Origin of the sequence: Micromonospora sp. DT44 (assembly GCF_049841635.1) — a bacterium.
GTDB lineage: Bacteria > Actinomycetota > Actinomycetes > Mycobacteriales > Micromonosporaceae > Micromonospora.
Map to the genome: position 1 here is coordinate 39,078 of NZ_JBNCKS010000006.1, position 17,424 is coordinate 56,501.

15 protein-coding genes are annotated in these 17,424 nt (G+C 72.8%); 4 read left to right on the top strand and 11 right to left on the bottom strand.

Annotation, left to right across the window (positions count from 1 at the left end; translation table 11 throughout):
* The first annotated feature begins 131 nt into the window (after window positions 1–131).
* The 4 genes from ACLQ25_RS05060 (at window position 132) to ACLQ25_RS05075 (ending at window position 5,535) form a co-directional block, all read left to right on the top strand.
* A complete protein-coding gene (locus ACLQ25_RS05060; RefSeq protein ID WP_425729534.1) occupies window positions 132–902 on the top strand; it encodes a DUF5995 family protein in 771 nt (256 codons plus the stop codon).
* Window positions 903–1,265: 363 nt separating this feature from the next.
* Window positions 1,266–1,667 carry a hypothetical protein gene (locus tag ACLQ25_RS05065; RefSeq protein WP_425729536.1) on the top strand — a complete coding sequence of 134 codons (402 nt, stop codon included), beginning with the start codon at window positions 1,266–1,268 and terminating at the stop codon, window positions 1,665–1,667.
* A gap of 87 nt (window positions 1,668–1,754) precedes the next feature.
* A complete protein-coding gene (locus ACLQ25_RS05070; RefSeq protein ID WP_425729538.1) occupies window positions 1,755–3,851 on the top strand; it encodes an amino acid transporter in 2,097 nt (698 codons plus the stop codon).
* A 169-nt stretch (window positions 3,852–4,020) separates the two neighbouring features.
* Window positions 4,021–5,535: a hypothetical protein gene (locus ACLQ25_RS05075; RefSeq protein WP_425729540.1), complete on the top strand. Its 1,515-nt coding sequence runs from the start codon at window positions 4,021–4,023 to the stop codon at window positions 5,533–5,535.
* Window positions 5,536–5,625: 90 nt separating this feature from the next.
* Here the strand turns inward: ACLQ25_RS05075 and ACLQ25_RS05080 are convergent, their stop codons facing one another.
* The 11 genes from ACLQ25_RS05080 to ACLQ25_RS05130 form a co-directional block, all read right to left on the bottom strand.
* Window positions 5,626–6,585, bottom strand: coding sequence for a TIGR03557 family F420-dependent LLM class oxidoreductase (locus tag ACLQ25_RS05080; protein WP_425729542.1), 960 nt, complete (start codon window positions 6,583–6,585; stop codon window positions 5,626–5,628).
* A 178-nt stretch (window positions 6,586–6,763) separates the two neighbouring features.
* Window positions 6,764–7,582: a class I SAM-dependent methyltransferase gene (locus ACLQ25_RS05085; protein ID WP_425729544.1), complete on the bottom strand. Its 819-nt coding sequence runs from the start codon at window positions 7,580–7,582 to the stop codon at window positions 6,764–6,766.
* A 64-nt stretch (window positions 7,583–7,646) separates the two neighbouring features.
* Window positions 7,647–8,417 carry an ABC transporter ATP-binding protein gene (locus ACLQ25_RS05090; RefSeq protein ID WP_425729546.1) on the bottom strand — a complete coding sequence of 257 codons (771 nt, stop codon included), beginning with the start codon at window positions 8,415–8,417 and terminating at the stop codon, window positions 7,647–7,649.
* The gene (locus ACLQ25_RS05095; protein WP_425729548.1) at window positions 8,417–9,160 is read right to left on the bottom strand and encodes an ABC transporter ATP-binding protein; all 744 of its coding nucleotides are present in this window, start codon (window positions 9,158–9,160) and stop codon (window positions 8,417–8,419) included. Before ACLQ25_RS05095 ends, ACLQ25_RS05090 begins: the two co-directional genes overlap by 1 nt.
* Window positions 9,157–10,173 (bottom strand): branched-chain amino acid ABC transporter permease, encoded by a 1,017-nt coding sequence (locus ACLQ25_RS05100; RefSeq protein ID WP_425729550.1) that lies wholly within the window; start codon window positions 10,171–10,173, stop codon window positions 9,157–9,159. Before ACLQ25_RS05100 ends, ACLQ25_RS05095 begins: the two co-directional genes overlap by 4 nt.
* Window positions 10,170–11,066, bottom strand: coding sequence for a branched-chain amino acid ABC transporter permease (locus ACLQ25_RS05105; protein WP_425729552.1), 897 nt, complete (start codon window positions 11,064–11,066; stop codon window positions 10,170–10,172). The genes ACLQ25_RS05100 and ACLQ25_RS05105 overlap by 4 nt, the downstream gene beginning before the upstream one ends.
* Window positions 11,063–12,256, bottom strand: a complete 1,194-nt coding sequence (locus ACLQ25_RS05110) for an ABC transporter substrate-binding protein (RefSeq protein ID WP_425729554.1) — start codon at window positions 12,254–12,256, stop codon at window positions 11,063–11,065. Before ACLQ25_RS05110 ends, ACLQ25_RS05105 begins: the two co-directional genes overlap by 4 nt.
* Before the next feature lie 42 nt (window positions 12,257–12,298).
* Complete coding sequence (locus ACLQ25_RS05115) at window positions 12,299–12,703, bottom strand: roadblock/LC7 domain-containing protein (protein ID WP_425729556.1); 405 nt, start codon at window positions 12,701–12,703, stop codon at window positions 12,299–12,301.
* A 16-nt stretch (window positions 12,704–12,719) separates the two neighbouring features.
* A complete protein-coding gene (locus ACLQ25_RS05120; protein WP_425729558.1) occupies window positions 12,720–15,176 on the bottom strand; it encodes a sensor histidine kinase in 2,457 nt (818 codons plus the stop codon).
* Window positions 15,177–15,355: 179 nt separating this feature from the next.
* On the bottom strand, window positions 15,356–15,835 hold the full coding sequence (locus ACLQ25_RS05125) for a helix-turn-helix transcriptional regulator (RefSeq protein ID WP_425729560.1): 480 nt from the start codon (window positions 15,833–15,835) through the stop codon (window positions 15,356–15,358).
* 239 nt (window positions 15,836–16,074) lie between these two features.
* A complete protein-coding gene (locus ACLQ25_RS05130; RefSeq protein WP_425729562.1) occupies window positions 16,075–17,367 on the bottom strand; it encodes a cytochrome P450 in 1,293 nt (430 codons plus the stop codon).
* Window positions 17,368–17,424: the final 57 nt, after the last annotated feature.

The window sequence follows — 17,424 nt, forward strand, 5'->3', positions numbered from 1 at the left end:
CCCCTACGTATCCCCGGCGCCCGTGTGCGCCGGGGATACGTCGTTCTACTGATCCCGGCGGCGGTTGCCGGCTGAGAGGCTGTGCCCCGTCGACGGCGTCGCGCAGGCGCAACGACCATCATGGAGGAGAGATGACCGAACCCGTCTGGGGGCCCGTGCACCGGGACATCGTCGACCTGCTCGCCGATCACCCGGCGGACGTGCCGGCGGTGGTCGACCATCTCACGAAGCTCCAGGACCTGCTGGTGCGGTTGCCTCCGTTGGAGGCGAGCTGCCCGCTCGCCGACTTCAACAGGTTGTACCTGACGATCACCAGCAGTGTGCTGGACGGCCTGTACGACGACCGTTTCGTCGACCCGGCCTTCCTCTCCCGCCTGGACGTCGAGTTCGCGGCCCGCTACTTCGACGCTCTGCGGCTCTGGACCGACTCCAGCCCGGGCACGCCCAAGGCGTGGTCGTGTCTGTTCTCGCGGATGCGGGGGCCCGACGCCCGCCCGTTGCCGTCGGCGGCGGCCGGTGTGAACGCGCACATCAACTTCGACCTGCCGTTCGCGTTGGTGACGACGTTCGACCACCTTGAGTCGGAGCCGGTCGACGGAAGCGACCAGCACCACGACTACCTCGAGATCAACAACATCTTCGCCGACAAGATCCCCGGTCTGCGCCGGGGCTACCTGGAGCGGTGGCAGCTGCTCATCGACATGCTCAACGGCGACATCGACGACTGGTACCAGGGGGAACTGGTCGAGTACACCCGCGATGTCGCGTGGCGCAACGCGCAGAAGATCTGGCGGTGCCGGCACGATCCGGACGCCCGAGAGTGCGAGCGTCTGCGGCTGGACGACAACGCCGCTGCGCTTGGACGGTTGCTGCTCTCGCCCCTCGGGGCGTTCCTGCAGTAGCCGGGACGGGGGGTCCCCGCGCTCCGCCCGTGGGGGCGGCGGAGCGCGGGGGCGCAACCGCCCGCCCGCTCCACCTACCCGCGCGGTCCGCCGGCACCCGTCGGCGGCGGCCGGGTAGTCGGCCGGTCGGCCCGGGGGGTGTCGACCGTCCGCCGTCGTCGGCCGGCCCGGGGGGTGCCGGCCGGCGACGGGGGAGCGGCGGGCGCGGCGAATCCGGGGGTGTCGACCGATGAGTTCCGGGTACGCCCGCGCCATGACCGTCCTGGCCCGGCGTCGTCCCGCTGCCCGACCTCGTCCCGCGCGGCCCGGTCCGCTGCGCCCGGGCGGCCCGGTCTCGCGGCCGGCGGCCCGGCCGGGTGCCCGATGACCGACGTACCGACCCGGTTTCCGTTCCGCCTCGACGCGGGGTTCCGCCCGGCACTGGCGCTGGTGGGGGTCCGCCCGGCGACGGCCTGGGTCGCCGTCGACGACCGGGACCTGGAGATCCGGTACGGGCCGTGGCGGCTGCGGACCGGCCGGGACAACGTGCTCGGCGCCGAGGTCGGCGGGCCGTACCGGTGGTGGCGGGTGATCGGCCCGCGCCTGTCGCTGGCCGACGGCGGCGTGAGTTTCGGCAGCAGCGCGCAGGCAGGGGTCTGCGTGCGCTTCGGCGTACCGGTGCCGGCCCTGTCGCCCGTGGGCTGGCCCCGGCACCCGGCGGCGACGGTCACCGTCGCCGACCCGGCCGCCCTGGCTCGGCTGCTCGGCGGACCGGACCTGCCCTGAGCAGCCCATCTAGCTGTCCCGTTCGGCCGCTCGGGCCGTGGGCTGGCACCTACGGTCGGATCAGAACCTGCGAGGGTGGGACGGGCGATGGCTGACGAGCACCGGGCGAGACCGCGACGCTGGGGCGGACGACGCCACACGCCGACCGGGCCCGACCCGGCCCTGCGCGCGGCCCGCGACCCGGCCCGCCCGCACCCGGGCGGTCGGCCGGGTGTCGTGGTGCCGGAACGGGTGGACAGCCCGGTCCGCTCGACGCCGCCGGCCAGTCCGCTGCGGCGGTGGCTCTTCGAGCACCAGGTGCAGCCGCCGGGCCCGGAGACGAGCGAGGGGCAGAACCGCCGGCACGCCTGGTGGCAGGTGATGTGCCTGACCGGCGTGGACTACTTCTCCACCCTGTCGTACCTGCCGGGCATCGCGGCGGTGGCCGCCGGCGCGTTGTCGCCGCTGGCGACCCTGCTGATCGTCGCGCTGACGCTGTTCGGCATGTTGCCCATGTACCGCCGGGTCGCCCAGGAGAGCCCGCACGGGCAGGGTTCGGTGGCGATGCTGGAGCGACTGTTGCCGTTCTGGCGGGGCAAGATCTTCGTGCTCGTGCTGCTCGGGTTCGTGGCCACCTCGTGGATCATCACGATCACCCTGTCCTCGGCCGACGCCACCGTGCACCTGCTGGAGAACCCGTACCTGCCGGACGCCCTGCACGGCCCGGCGGTGCCGGTGCTGGTCACCGTGGCGTTGCTGCTCGTCCTCGGCGGGGTGTTCCTGCTGGGCTTCCGTGAGGCGGTGGTGGTCGCCATCCCGTTGGTGGCCGTGTTCCTCGTGCTCAACGCGGTGATCGTGGTGGTGGCGGTGGCCCGGATCGTCGGCGATCCCACCATCGTGTCGAACTGGACGGCGGCGCTGACCGCGAGCGGCGGCGGACCCGCCGACGTGCTGCTCACCGCCGTGTTGGCCTTTCCGCTGCTGGTGCTGGGGCTGTCCGGCTTCGAGACCGGAGTCAGCATGATGCCCCTGGTGGCGGCCGACGGGCCGGACCGGCCGGCCCGGCTCGCCGCCCGGATCCGGAACACCCGGCGGTTGCTCACCACCGCCGCGCTGATCATGTCGGTGTACCTCATCTCGACGACGTTCGTGACCACCGCGCTCGTCCCGGCCGCCGAGTTCCGGCCGGGTGGGGCGGCGAACGGACGGGCGCTGGCGTACCTGGCGCACACGTACCTCGGTGAGGGGTTCGGCACCGTCTACGACCTGAGCAGTGTGCTCATCCTCTGGTTCGCCGGCGCGTCGGCGATGGCCGGGCTGATCAACATCGTGCCCCGCTATCTGCCCTCGTACGGCATGGCCCCGGAGTGGGCTCGTGCCGTACGTCCGGTGGTGATCGTCTACACCATCGTCAGCGTCGCCATCACGGTCGCCTTCCGCGCCGACGTCAACGCCCAGGCCGGCGCGTACGCCACCGGCATCCTGGCGATGATGGTGTCCGGCGCGGTGGCGGTGACCATCGCCGCGGTCCGGCACCGCCAACGCGCCGGCGCCATCGGCTTCACCGTGCTGACGCTGGTGCTGCTGTACGCGTTGGTGGAGAACGTCATCGAGAAGCCGGACGGGATCACCATCTCGGCGCTGTTCATCCTCGGCATCATCGCGGTGTCCCTGGTCTCCCGGGTCACCCGGACCACCGAGCTGCGCGCCGAACGGATCGAGTTCGACGAGGCGGCCCGACGGTTCATCACCGAGTCGCTCGCCCACGACGGTCAGTTGCACCTGATCGCGAACAAGCGCCAGGGCGGGTCCCTGAAGGAGTACACGCTCAAGGAGCGGGCGCAGCGCGGCATGAACCCGGTGCCCGGCGCCTCCGACGTGCTGTTCCTGGAGATCGACGTGGTGGACCCGTCGGGGTTCAGCCAGGTGCTGCGGGTGCACGGGGTGGAGGTGGGCGGCTTCCGGGTGCTGCGGGCCAGCAGTCCGGCCGCGCCGAACGCCATCGCCGCGATCCTGCTGGCGCTGCGCGACGCGACCGGGGTACGCCCACACGCGCACTTCGAGTGGTCCGAGGGCAGCCCGATCGCGCACCTGCTGCGGTACCTGATCCTCGGCCGAGGGGACACCCCGCCGGTGGTGCGGGAGATCATCCGCCGTACCGAGCCGGATCCGCTGCGCCGCCCCGGCATCCACGTCGGCGGCTGAGGACGCGCGCTGTCTGGTACCGAAAAAGATGAATGGCAGCGTTATTCACGTTCACACCTCCCTGTCCGTATTACGGTCATATCGTGACCTTTGGTGGTCGGCGGCACGTCCGGCCCCCGCGCCCGAATGGGGCGCGGTCATGGCACGTACGCAGGAAGGCAGGAACCGGATGTCCACGTACCGACCAGGAGACCGCCCAGCTCGACCTCGACGGCGGTCCCGATGGTTCTTAGCCGGCGGGCTCCTGGCCGGGAGCCTGGTGGTGGGCGCGGCCGGGGTGGCCGGCGTCGCCGCCGCCGCCGACCGTGACCTCTCCCTCGGAGTCCTGGGCCGGTTGACCGCCGCCGACCGCGACGACGACCGGCGCTCCGGCGAGCGGTCCACCCCCGAGCGCGGCGGGGACGACGCCGAGCGGGCCCGGCCGCAGACGCCGGGCACCGGCAAGCACGGCGTGGTCGAGGTGCCCTGCGACGCGGCGAAGCTGGTGGCCGCGTTGGTGGCGGCCAACGCGGAGGGCGGCGCCGAGCTGCGGCTCGCGCCCCGGTGCCGGTACACGCTGACCGAGGCGTTCCACGAGACCGACCAGTACGACGGCGGCATCCGCGACGCCCGGGAGCAGGCCGACGCGGCGGAGACCCCCGGGGACGCCGACGCTCCGCCGCACAACCCGGCCGACGACACGTCCGGCCTGCCGGTGATCTACCAGCCCATCACCATCGACGGCGCCGGCGCGACGATCGCCCGCGATGCCCAGGCCGAGGCGTTCCGGTTCTTCACCGTCCGCGACGGCGGCGAGCTGACCCTGCGCGATGTGGAGCTGCACAACGGCCGCTCGGCGATCGAGGGCGGCAGCGTGCACGTCGTGCACGGCGCGACGGCCGTGGTGGAACGGGTCACCGTCACCCAGAGCACGTCGCTGTCGCCCGAGGGCGGCGGCGGTGGGATCTTCAACGACGGCAACATGGTGGTCACCGACTCCACGTTCATCGGCAACAGCGCCTCCGGCGCCGCGGGCAAGGGCGGGGGCCTGCTCAACGGCGGAGTGTTGACGCTCAAGCGCTCGGAGTTCCAGCACAACAGCGCCAACGGCTACGGCGGCGGGCTCGGCAACTACCGGGGCGCGGCCGACGTGGAGAGCACCAGCTTCGCGCAGAACAGCGCCGGGCAGGGCGGCGGCCTGGCCAGCTTCTCGGCCCGGACCAAGGTGTACGACACCGAGTTGCTGAACAACACCGCGCAGGTCGGCGGCGGCGCCGCAAACTCCGACGCGGTGCTGGTGATGCGCAAGATGACCATCCGCGGCAACACCTCCACCGTCAACGGCGGCGGCATCTCGACTGTCAAGGGGCTGCTGCCCCTCGACGACAGCGTGGTGGCCGGCAACACCACGCACGGCATCGGGGCCGGCATCTACACCGAGAAGTCCAACCTGCTCGTGCGCGGCAGCGATGTGACCGGCAACGAGGCGGTCGGCGCGACGTCCAAGGGTGGCGGCATCTACGCCACCGCGGGCGCGGTGGCGCTCTACACGAGCAAGGTCACCCACAATGCGGCCACGGTGAGGCCGGGCGGCATCTTCGCCGAGCACGCCCAGGTCAAGATCGACGACGAGAGCGTGGTCGTCGAGAACGAGCCGACCAACTGCGAGGGCAGCGCCGTACCGATCGCGCACTGCTTCCGCTGAGTTCGACCCGTCCTCCATCCTGAGCGCAGACGCCCGCCCGGACAGCCGTCCGGGCGGGCGTGCTCCGTGCTCGTGCGCGGGTGCGGCCGGTCAGCTCGGCGCGCGCAGCCGCCCGGACAGGTCGGTGGCGAAGAATTCGAGGAAGCCGTCGGGGTCCGGACCGGCGTTCTGCAGCACGATGTGGTCGAATCCGGCGTCGACGTACGACCGGACCTTCGCCACGTGCGCCTCGGGGTCGGGGCCGACGGCGAACAGCGCCCGGACGTGCTTCTCCTCGACGTGCGCGCTCGCCGCGTCGAAGTTCACCGGGTTCGGCAGCTCGCTCATCACCTTCCACCCGGTGACCATCCACCGGCTCTTCTGCAACACCGCCCGTACCGCCTGTTGTTCGTCGGTGGCCCAGGCCAGCGGCACCTCGGCGTAGCGGGGGCCCGATCCGCCGGCGCGCCGGTAGTGCTCGACGACCGAGGCGTCCGGATCGGTGGCGAACAGTCCGTCGCCCAGTTCGGCGGCGAGCCGGGCCGACGCCTCCCCGCTGGCCGCGACGGCGATCACGGGCGGGGTGTCCGGCAGGTCGAAGACCTGGGCGTCCTCCAGGTGCAGGTGCCGCCCCTCGTACGACTGGTAGCCGCCCTGCCAGAGCAGTCGGATGATCTCCAGCGCCTCGCGCAGCCGTTCGTGCCGTCCCCGTACGCTAGGGAAGCCCTGTCCCACCACGTGTTCGTTGAGCCGTTCACCGGCCCCGACGCCGTGGGTGAACCGTCCATCGGAGATCAGTCCCATGGTGGCCGCCGCCTGCGCGATGATCGCCGGGTGGTAGCGCACCGTCGGGCAGGTGACGCCGGTGGCGAGGCGCAGCGTGGTGGTTCGCGCCGCGATCGCGCCCAGGACGCTCCACGTGAAGGACGAGTGGCCCTGCGCCTCCAGCCAGGGGTGGTAGTGGTCGCTCATCTCGACGAAGTCGAAACCGGCCTCCTCGGCCCGGACGGCCTGGCGGATGATCTCCTGCGGCCCGAAACCCTCCGAGGCCAGCTTGTAACCGATCCGCATCCGGCACGGTTCCCGCCCTCCAGCCCGACAAACACCCCCCGAAACGCCCCCACCGGGCCACCCCGCCCGTCGATCATGAAGTTATTGCCCGCCCGGCCGGCGTGTCAGGGCAATAACTTCATGATCGACGAGGCGGGGCCGGCGGGGTGCGCGGAGGAGGGTGGTGTCCTAGGACGGTTTAGGGGGTGTGGGGGGTGGCATCGAGGCGGCCTCGGGTGGAGACGAAGTGGTAACTCATGACGGCGAACGCGGGGTCGCGGACCAGTCGACGGAAGGCGGTGAGCTGCTGCGGTGACAGGCCTGCCGCCAGCAGGTCCGGCTCCAACTGGCGGGAGTTCGTCTCGTAGAGCGACGTGCCGGAAGATCCGCCGGCCCAGCTCTGCGAGTGGGTGACGGTGTCGACGTCGGCCAGGCCGGCGAGGGTCATCTCGGTGTGCACGTCCTGCGCCCACCCCAGGTCGGCGCCGTGGTCCTGGAGCACCCCCATCATGGTGTCCATCACCTGCGCGAACAGCTTCGCCGCGTCGTCGCTCGGCGCGGTCAGCACCCGTACCGGCATGGTGCAGTCGAACTCCTCGACGACCAGCCAGCCGCCGGGGGTCAGCGCTGCGGCGAGGGTACGCAGGACCCGCCGGCGCTCGGGCAGGTGCAGCAGCACTAGGCGGGCGTGGATCAGGTCGAACGCGTCCCCGGGCGGGGGATCGGCGCGCACGTCGTGGCGGCGTACGCGCAGGTTGCCGTCGGCCACGAGGTGCGTGGGGTCGATGTCGGTGGCCAGCACGCTGCCGTCCCCGCCGACCGCGCGGGCGATCCGCCGGGCCATCGAGCCGCCACCGGCCCCGACCTCCCAGCAGGTCGACCCGAGGCGCAGGACCGGACGGGCCAGGCGGCGCATCGTGATCGGGTCCAGGAAGGACTCCAGCGCCCGCATCTGCGGTACCGCGTCCGGTGCGCCGTTGTCGAAGGTGTACGTCCCGTCGCTGGTCGGGGTCGCCATACGTCTTCCGCCTCTCCGAGTGGGTGACTGCGGGGTGTCGGCCCCGAGCGCGGGGACCGGCTGACTACGGGGTGTCGGCCCAGAGCCGTGGGCTCGCTCCGGTGCCCGGGGGTGTGCGGGTGGCGGTGATGCCGACCATCGCCTCCAGGCGGCCGGGGTCGCTGCGCGCCTCGGTGGTCGGCCGGTCGTAGACCACCCGGCCGTACTCCAGCACCGCCACCCGGTCGGCGATCTCGATCGCGTGGCGGAGTTGCTGCTCGACGAGCAGCACGGTCAAGCCGTTCGCGGCGAGGTGACCGACGAGGTCGCGGACCCGCGCGGCCAGGTCGGGCGCGAGCCCCTCACAGGGTTCGTCGAGCAGCAGCACCCGTGGCTGGCCGAGCAGCGCGCGGGCGATGGCCAGCATCTGCTGCTCGCCGCCGGAGAGTTCGCAGCCGCGGTGTCGCAGCCGTACCGCCAGGCGCGGCAGCAGTTCGAGGATCCGGGCCACCGTCCAGCCCTCGCCGCCGGGTGTCGCGGCCCGCCACGGCGCGGCCGCCAGGACGAGGTGCTCGGCCACCGTCAACCGGGAGAAGACCCGCCGCCCCTGCGGTACGAGGCCGACGCCGGACTGGGCGACCCGGTGGGGTTGCCGTCCGGCCACGTGGACGCCGCCGATCTCGACGCGCCCGCTGGAGGCGCGCACCAGCCCGGCGATGGTGTGCACGAGGGTGCTCTTGCCGGCGCCGTTGCGACCCACCACGGCCTGGATGGTCCCCGGAGGCACCCGCAGGTCGACGTCGTGCAGCACGGTCCCTCCGGCGTAGCCGGCGCAGAGCCGCTCCACGTACAGCATCAGGACACCCCGTCGGCGTAGGCCCGCCGCACCAGCGGCGAGGTACGGATCTCGTCCGGTGTGCCGGCGGCCACCGTCCGGCCGTCGCGCAGCACGGTGACGGTGTCGCAGAGGGCGTACACCAGGTCCAGGTGGTGTTCGACCAGCAGCACGGCGACCTGCCGGGGCAGCGCCGCCAGCAGTTCGGCGAGCCGGCCGACCTCGGTGGCGGACAATCCGGCCGCCGGTTCGTCGAGCAGCAGCAGGCGGGGACGGCCGGCGAGGGCCATCGCGATCTCCACCTGCCGGCGTTGCCCGTGTGCGAGCTGGCCGGCGGGTACCGGCGCGAGGTCGGACAGGTCGAGCTGGTCGAGCAGCGCGGCGGCGCGTCGTCGGGCGGCGTCCCGGGTTCCACCGGGCCACCAGCGGTGTGGTCGGACCGTCCGGGGCAGCGCGGCGACCTCGATGTTCTCGCTGACGGTGAGGGTCGCGAAGACGGCGGGCCGCTGATGTGTCCGGTCGATGCCGCGGCGGGCCCGTGCCGCCGGTCCGAGCCGGCTGACGTCGCTCCCGGCGAAACGCACCGTGCCGTGCTGCGGGCGGGTCGTCGCGCCGAGCACGTTGAGCAGGGTCGTCTTGCCGGCCCCGTTGGGCCCGATCAGGGCGTGGCGCTGGCCGTCGTGCACGCACAGGTCGACGTCGGTGAGCGCGGCGAGCGAGCCGTACCGCACGGTCACCTTCTCCGCGCTGAGCAGGCAGGTCATACCCGTAGCTCCGGTGTGCGGGCGGCGGCCGGGGCCGGGTGGTCCAGCGTGGGAACGGGTTGCCGCGATCCGCCGCGTGGTCGGCGGACCCGGGCGACGCCGGTGGGCAGGAGGTAGACCGTCGCCACGAACAGCGCGCCCAGCACCAGCGGCGCGTGACCGGGTAGGACCCCGAACAACCAGTCGCGTACGGCGATGACGAGAACCGCGCCCACCAGCGCGCCGCCGACCGAGGCGGTGCCGCCGATGACAACGCCGAGCAGCAGCAGCGCGGACGTGTCGAAGCCGAAGTCGGCGGGGGAGATGTACTGCTGGGCGACGACGAGCAGGGAGCCGGCGGCGCCGGCGATGGCCCCGGCGGCGACGTGCGCGCCGGACAGGTACAGCGGCACGCGGTGCCCGCTGGCGCGCAGCCGCGCCTCGTCATCGCGGGCGGCCCGCAGCAGCAGCCCGCCGCGGGTGCGCACCAGCAGCAGGACCGCGCCGACCAGCGTCGCCACGATGATGAGGGTGTAGACGTACCGGGCCCGGTCGGAGGCCAGCACCGGCAGTCCCCACAGCGGACGGACCGGGGTGATTCCGGCCAGCCCGTCCGTGCCGCCGGTCACCGACCGCCAGCGTCCGAGGACGGTCACGACGAGTTCGCCGATCGCCAGGGTGATCATCAGGACGATGACGCCCCGGGCCGGCACGACCAGCGGCAGCGTCACCGCGGCGAGGGTCGCCCCGGCCAGCGCGGCCACGGCGACCTGCACCACGCCGACGTCGGAGACCTGGCTGCCGAGCACCGCGCTGGCGTACGCGCCGGCGGCGTACGGCGCGGTCTGACCCAGTGTGGGCAGGCCGGCGACACCGGTGAGCAGCGCGACGCTCACCCCGACCAGGCCCAGCGCGAGGGTCCGGGCGAGGATCGCCGCGGTGTAGTCGTCGACCACCCACGGGGCCACGATCAGGCCGGCGACGACGAGCACCGCGATGGTGGCGCGTGCCCGGCGGAGCACTCCGTCCCTCACGTCGCCGCCCAGCGCAGGACCAGACCGCGCGCCCGAACGGCGAGCACCGCGGCCATGGCGGCGAACAGCAGGAACGGAGCGGCCGACGGCAGCAGCGCCACGCCCAACGTCTGGATCTCGCCGACCGCCAGCGCCGCGAGCAGGGTGCCCACCATGGACCCGAGCCCACCGAGGACGACGACGACCAGCGACAGCAGCAGTACCGTGTCGGCGGTGTCCGCGCCGGGGCCGATGATGGGCGCGCCGAGGACCCCGGCCGCGCCGGCCAGCGCGCCACCGGCGGCGAGCACGCCGACGCGGATCCGTGCCGGGCTCACGCCCAGGCAGGCGACCATCTCCGGGTCGTCCACGGCCGCGCGGACCAGCATCCCGGCCCGGGTCCGCCGCACCGTCAGGTAGAGACCGGCGGCGAGCGCCGCCGCCACGACGATGAAGACCAGCCGGTACGCGGCATAGCGGTGCCCGGCGACCGCCACCGACCCGTCGAGGACGGCCGGGACCCGTACCTGCGGGTCGTCGGGGCCGAAACCGGCGACGAGGAGGCTGCCGCCGGCCAGCGCCACCCCGAAGGTCAGCAGCGCCTGGGTGAGATGGTTGCCGGTGGCGACCGGCGTCAGCAGCCCGGCGAGCACCACGCCGGCCGCGGCGGCGGCCAGCACACCGACCCCCAGAGCCAGCGCGAGACTCGCCCAGCCGCCGTCGAGCACCGCCGCGGCGGTGTAGCAGCCGATCGCGTAGAGCATGCCGTGTGCCAGGTTGAGGATGTTGGCGACGCCGAAGCAGAAGACCAGCCCTGCCGCGGCGACGAACACGAGCAGCCCGTAGGCGACACCGTCCAGCGCCGGGATGAGGTACGGGTCGATCCGGTTCGTGCCAGCCGCCACGGTGCTCACCGGCCGACGGTCGCGAGGTCGCCCACGATGGTGTTGGACAGCGCCCGCCCGTCCTGGCGGACCTGACGCAGGTACCACTTCTGCACCGGCGAGTGGGTGACCGAGGAGAACTGCCACGCGCCGCGCGGGCTGGCGATCTGCCCGAGCTTGCCGATCTCCGCGTTGATGGCCTCCGGTGTCGGGTCGCTGCCGGCGGCCCCGATGGCGCGGTCGAGCACCGCCGCCGCGTCGTACGACGCCAGGGCGTACGTCGTCGGCGAGCCGTCGTGCTTGGCCTTCCACGCCGCGACAAAGTTGCGGTTCTCGGCGTTGTCGAGGTCGGGGGAGTAGTTGAGCACGGAGTAGATGTCCCGGGCCGCCTCGCCCTGGGCGTTGAGCACGCCGCCCTCGGTGAGGAATCCGGCCGCGTACAGCGGGATGTCCTTGATCTCGGACTGCGCGTACTGCTTGACGAAGTCGACGGCGGCGCTGCCGGCGTAGAAGGTGTAGACGGCCTGCGCGCCGGAGGCCTTGATCCGGGCGAAGTACGGCGTGAAGTTGGTGGTGGCCGGGAACGGCGTGAAGGTGGTCTTGCCGTCGGGGTTGGCGAGCGTCCCGCCGACCTTGGCGAACGCCTCGGTAAAGCCCCGCAGCTCGTCCCAGCCGCCCTGGTAGTCCGGGCCGATGGCGTACACCGAGCCCTTGACGTTGTCCTTGACGTGCTGGGCGATCGCGGCGCCCGGCTCGTCGGAGAGGTACGAGGTGTGCCACACCCGGGAGACGTCCTTGATCTCCGGCCGGCCGTTGGAGCCGACGAGCGGGACCTTGGTCTCCTGTAGCAGCGGGTAGACGCCGGCGACCGAGCCGCCGCCGACGATGCCGGTGAGCGCGGCGACGCGGTCCTGTTTGAGGAGCTTGGTCGCCGCCGACACGGCGGTCGCGGCGCCGTTGCCCTCGTCGGCGACGACGAGGTCGACCTGCCGGCCGCCGAGCTTGCCGTCGTGGGTGTCCAGGTACAGCTCGAAGCCGTCGCGGATCTCCTTGCCGACGGACTGGTACGTCCCGGACAGCGACGCGAGCAGTCCGATCTTGATGGACCCGCCGCCGCTCGTGGCCGGTTCGTTGTCCGCGCAGGCCGTGCTCACGGCGAGTACGAGCGCGAGCAGCGTGGCGCCGACGGCACGGCTGCGCGCAGGGGTGGTGAGGGACATGTCGTCTCCAGGGGAAGAAGAGGAGGGGGTCGGTCGGTGGGGTCAGTGGCTGCGGGCGAGCGCCGCTCGGGCCGCGGGGGTCAGCGCGTCGCCGATCCGGTTCGCCAGCTCCGTCATCTCGTAGGACACCTTGCCCACGTCGCAGTCGGGCGCGGCGAGCACGAGCAGCGACGCGCCGTCGTTGAAGGCCATCGAGAACATGAAGCCGCCCTCGAGCTGGGTGACATTGGAGATCACCGCCCCGGCGTCGAAGAAGGCCGCCGCGCCCCGCAGGAGGCTGACCAGGCCACTGCCGGTCGCGGCGAGCTGGTCCGCCCGGTCCGGCGGCAGGTCGCGGGTGGCGGCCACCATCAGGCCGTCACTGGAGATGGCGATCGCATGGCTGACCTCGGTCGCGCGCTCGGCGAAGCTGTCCAGCAGCCAGCCGAGGTCCTGGTGGTCGGTCACGTGCTCTCCTGTCCCGTCACTTGTTGCTGAGGTTGATCGGGGTACGCCGGCGGGCCGCCACTCCGCGCGCGTACGCGGCCATCGCGGTGGCGACCTGGGCCGGGTCGCGGTACTCGGAGCGTTGCTGCGGAGCGGGCGGGGTGACGCCGCCGGGCACCAGATGCCGCTGCGGTTGTCGTTTGGGCAGCCCGGCCGTGGTGGTCGTGGCAACCTCGGGTGTCTGGGCCTGGGCGGCGGTCTGCCACGCGTCGTCGGCGGGGCTGGACCACTGGCGGCCGTTCGGGGTTTCCACGACGTCGGCGTGGAACCAGTGGTTGACCTGTTCGAAGATGAGCAGCTCCTCGGTGGGCGCGTCGGCGGGGTCCACGCGGGGCGTCGGGCGGAACACGGGCGCCGCCGGCAGCGTCCGCGTGGCGGGGGCGCGTCCGGCGGTCGGTTCCGGGCCAGGCCGGTACGGGGGCGGGGCGGCGGACGTGCGGGCGGCCCGCCGGGACAGTCGGCCGGGCGCGAGCAGGTACTCCTCCGGCGGCAGTGACCGGATCACGGCAGCGGGCAGCGTCGCCTCGGCGAGGGTGCCGCGCCGGGGGCCACGGCGCAGTTGGACGCTCGCGCCGAGGCGGGCGGCGAGCTGACCCACGACGACCAGGCCCATGGCCCGGACGGCGGCGACGTCGATGGCGGGTGGCCGGGCCAGCAGCTCGTTGAGTTGCTGCAATCGTTGCGGGGGCAGGCCCACGCCCTCGTCGCTGATCTGGACGATGACCCGGTCGCCGAGGCTGCGGCCGCTCACCCAGGTCTCGCTGCCCGGCGGTGAGTACGTCGTCGCGTTGTCCATGAGTTCGGCGAGGAGGTGCGCGACCTCGTCGACGGACTTGGCGGCCACCGCGACGTCGCCGTCGACCATGCCGAGCCGGATCCGCGCGTAGTGCTCGATCTGGGACTGGGCGGCCTGGAGCACCTGTTGCAGGGGGACGTCGTGTTGGCGTACCCGGCCGACGCCGACGCCGCCCAGCACGAGGAGGCTGGCGTTGATCCGGCCCATCCGGGTGGCCAGGTTGTCCAGGGCGTAGAGCTGGTGCAGGCGGTCGGGGTCGGTCTCGTCCCGTTCGACCCGGTCGACCTGCGCGAGCACGGCGTCGACGAGCCGCTGTTCGCGTCGACTGAGGTGGATGAAGATGTCGGCGGTGTTGGCGCGCATCACGGCCTGTTCGGCGGCGGTCCGCACGGCGGCCTGGTGTACGGCGCTGAACGCCTGGCCGAGTTCGCCGATCTCGTCGTCGCTGGACGGTTCGAGGGCCACCGTGGACTGTTGGCGGGCCAGCTCGTCGGGGTCGACGCTGGAGCTGTCGGGGCGTTGCAGCCGGGCCACCACGGCGGGGAGCTGTTCGAACGCGACGGCGTTGGCCGCGTCGCGCAACCGTCGCAGCCGGCGGGTGATCTGCCGGGCGACGGCCCAGGTCACCAGGGCGGTGAGCACCAGCGCCAGCAGTACACCGACGGCCTCGGCCACGGCCCGGCGGCGCTGGTCGGCGTACGCGGCGCGCACGTCGTCGAGCACCGCCACGTCGACGCGGCCCCGCAGGTCGGCCAGGCGGGCGGCGCGCTGCTGCGTCGTGGTGACCCAGTCGGCGGTCGCCAGGCGCAGCGGCGATCCCGGTTGGGCGCGGTTCACCTCGTCCTGCATCCGTTGCAGGGCGAGCGCCTCCGTGCCGGTGCCGGCCTGCTCCCACCAGAGGCCCCACTCGGCCGGGGCGAGGGCCAGGAACGACAGGCTGGACTCGGTGTAGCTGGTGCGGGCGGCGGTGATGTCCTGCTGGGTGGCGGGGGTCAGCTCGCCGGCCGCCACGGCCCGCAGGACGGCGACCTGCTGCTGGCCGATCGCCTCGGCGGTCTTCGACAGCGCGGCCGAGGCGCGGATGCCGTCGGCGAGCCGCGCGTTGACGACGCCGTGCGAGACGTTGTCCCGGAAGGTGATGAGGTCAGCGATCGCGATGCGGTAGCTGAACGTCATCGCGGACACCGAGGCGTGTTCGGCCGTGCGGACCTGGGTGCGCAGCGGTGCCAGGCCGTCGAGCGCGGCGTCGACGCGGCGCAGGAGCGCGGCGTTGGCGTCGGTGGGCACCCGGTCGCGCTGGCGGCGGTACCGCGTGACGGAGGCGTCGGTGGCGGCCATCTCCGCGCCGAAGGCGTCCTGCTGTTCGGCGGCGGCGTTGGTGAGCAGGTCGGCGGCCGCGACCCGTTCGCGTTGCAGCCGGTACGCCAGGTCACCGGCCTCCGCGCCGAGGCGGGCGAGCACTTCCAGGTCGCTGGCCCGGGTCGTCTGGCGGGCGCTCTCGGTCAGCGCGAGGCCGGCGAATCCGATGACGGCGACCAGTGGCGCCGCCACGATGAGGCGCATCCGGCCGGCGATCTTCCAGCCGCGCTGGCGGGTCGGGTAGGGTCGGGCCGCGTGGGACCTCGTGCTCGACGCCAAGATTGACTCCCGCGACTCGTCGATGACGGTCTATACGCACCTTGCCGAATGCAAGTCCCATTCCGCCGGAACCCGCGCTCGGAGGCCAGACCTCGCGGTGGTACAAACTGGCCGTACCAGCATCTGTACCCAGAGTCAGCGACCGGTGGCGCGCTGCCTCCGGCCGATGTGGGACGCGCTCAGGGCTGATCGTCGAGGCGCTCGGGCCCGCGCTGTGGTGTCGCGTCGTCCGCCTCGGGTTGGCTGCTGAGCACCTGACCGATCAGCTCGCGCAGCTCGTCGATGGCGTCCACCACGGCGCCCGGGTCGCGCGCGTCGCGACGACCGCGCTGGCGTGGCACGGGTGGGTCGAGGCGTGCCAGGTCCGACGACCGTGGGCCCCGTCGTCCGTCGGCCGCCAACTGCTCGGCCGCGACCTGCGGCCACAGCGCGGCCAGCCGACCGCCGGTGTCGAGCACGTCGTCGCAGCGGACCGCGAACTCCTGGCTGCCGAAGCGGCGGCCCGACTCCACCGCCGCGACCGTCTCCCGGCTGAACCGCACCAGGTCCGCCAGGGCGCGTTGGGTCAGTCCCCGTCGAACCCGGCAGGCGCGCAGCTCCCACCGGAACTGTTGGCTGGGCGCGGAGTGAGCAGCGCTCGACGGGGGCGTGTGCTCCATGCGCTCACCTTCGTGGCACCCGCGAATCAGCAGCGGGTAGCAGATCGAGTCTGGCCGATGGGCTGAACATTCACAGGGGGCAATTCTTAACCCATGACACGATGGGTGTGAAGACGTGCGCGATGAATTGTCGCGCAATGCGCGACAGATCGACGCGCCCGACTCGTCCCCAGGTGTCGGTAGCGTCCTGCCGATAGGACCCTGCCGCCGCGCCGGCCGGCACCACCGCGGCCCGCCCGTCAGGCGGCCTGTGCCGGGGCCGGAGCGGCCGGGGTTGCCTCCGGGACGTCGGCGGGCGCGTGGATGTCGATTGTCGCGAGAAGAGCGTCGTGCGCCCGGAACGACACATTGGGTGTGAACGAACGGCGATGCTCGGGGGAGAGGCGCAGGCCGGGAATGGCTGCGGCCAGTTGTGTGAGAGCGATGCCGGCCTCCAGTCGCGCCAATGCCGCACCGATACAGAAATGCGGTCCGTGGCCGAATGACAGGTGATCGGCGGCGTCCGTACGGTATGGATCGAACCGGTCCGGTCGGGCGAACACCAACGGGTCCCGGTTGGCCGCCCCGATCATCAGCAGGCAACGTGCGCCCGCCGGAATGGTGACCTCGCCCAGGGTGACGTCCCGACGGGTCACCCGCAGCCAGCCGTCGATGGCGGGCGCGAACCGGAGGGTCTCGGCCACGAAGGCGGGCACGGATCGCGGGTCGTCGACGAGGGCCCGCCACCGGTGCGGGCTGGACAGGGCCGCGTCGAGCGCGTGGGCGAGCAGCCCGGCGGTCGTCTCGTGCCCGGCCACCAGGAGGTTGAAGGCGAGGCTCGCCACCTCCGTCACGGTCAGCACGTCGTCGTCATCGTCGCGGTAGGTCAGCGCCCGACTGATGAAGTCGTCACCGTCCACCCCGCTGTCGAGTCGCTGCCGCACCAGGTCCTGGCAGTAGCGCCAGAACTCCAGCAGGCCCCGGGCCAGGCGTACCTGCTCGTCCGGGTCCGGTTGCCCCCAGATGAGGGCCACCTGGCCGTCCGCCCAGCGTCGGATGCGGTCGACGTCGGCGTCGGGAACCCCGAGGATGTCCAGGATGACCAGCAGCGGAAGCTCGGTGGTGAACTCCCTGACGAGATCCACCCGCCGGCCCTGCTGGGCGACGAGCCGGGACACCAGGTCCTCGACGCGGCGGCGCACGATCCGGCCGTACTCCGCCTCGGCCCGCTCGGCGGTGTTGGCGAAGGTCGCCCGGAGGGCGCGGCGGGTACGGGGATGCACCGGTGGGTCGGCGGCGGCCGTGGTCGGCGGCGCGTCGATCTGCGTGACGACGCTCATCGCCGCCGGGCAGACCTCGTACACCGGGGCGAGGGTGAGGGCGTTGCCGAACGTCGTGGCGTCGGCGAGGGCCCGCCGGACGTCCGCGTGCCGACTGATCAACCACAGGCCCAGATCCTCGGCGTACAGCGCCCGGCCGGGATCGTCGAGAATGCGTCGCCAGGTGGCGGCCGGATCGCTGAGATAGGCTCCTGAGTACGGATTCAACTGCATCGAATGCCTCCTGACACGCCGCACGAAATCAGCGGCGCTCGCATTCCGTCCGTCGCG

What these genes read in the sequence shown, in the direction of transcription:
- ACLQ25_RS05060 (WP_425729534.1), top strand. Translation starts at nt 132, where the DNA reads ATGACCGAACCCGTCTGGGGGCCCGTGCACCGGGACATCGTCGACCTG.
- ACLQ25_RS05065 (WP_425729536.1), top strand. Translation starts at nt 1,266, where the DNA reads ATGACCGACGTACCGACCCGGTTTCCGTTCCGCCTCGACGCGGGGTTC.
- ACLQ25_RS05070 (WP_425729538.1), top strand. Translation starts at nt 1,755, where the DNA reads ATGGCTGACGAGCACCGGGCGAGACCGCGACGCTGGGGCGGACGACGC.
- ACLQ25_RS05075 (WP_425729540.1), top strand. Translation starts at nt 4,021, where the DNA reads ATGTCCACGTACCGACCAGGAGACCGCCCAGCTCGACCTCGACGGCGG.
- ACLQ25_RS05080 (WP_425729542.1), bottom strand. Translation starts at nt 6,585, where the DNA reads ATGCGGATCGGTTACAAGCTGGCCTCGGAGGGTTTCGGGCCGCAGGAG.
- ACLQ25_RS05085 (WP_425729544.1), bottom strand. Translation starts at nt 7,582, where the DNA reads ATGGCGACCCCGACCAGCGACGGGACGTACACCTTCGACAACGGCGCA.
- ACLQ25_RS05090 (WP_425729546.1), bottom strand. Translation starts at nt 8,417, where the DNA reads ATGCTGTACGTGGAGCGGCTCTGCGCCGGCTACGCCGGAGGGACCGTG.
- ACLQ25_RS05095 (WP_425729548.1), bottom strand. Translation starts at nt 9,160, where the DNA reads ATGACCTGCCTGCTCAGCGCGGAGAAGGTGACCGTGCGGTACGGCTCG.
- ACLQ25_RS05110 (WP_425729554.1), bottom strand. Translation starts at nt 12,256, where the DNA reads ATGTCCCTCACCACCCCTGCGCGCAGCCGTGCCGTCGGCGCCACGCTG.
- ACLQ25_RS05125 (WP_425729560.1), bottom strand. Translation starts at nt 15,835, where the DNA reads ATGGAGCACACGCCCCCGTCGAGCGCTGCTCACTCCGCGCCCAGCCAA.
- ACLQ25_RS05130 (WP_425729562.1), bottom strand. Translation starts at nt 17,367, where the DNA reads ATGCAGTTGAATCCGTACTCAGGAGCCTATCTCAGCGATCCGGCCGCC.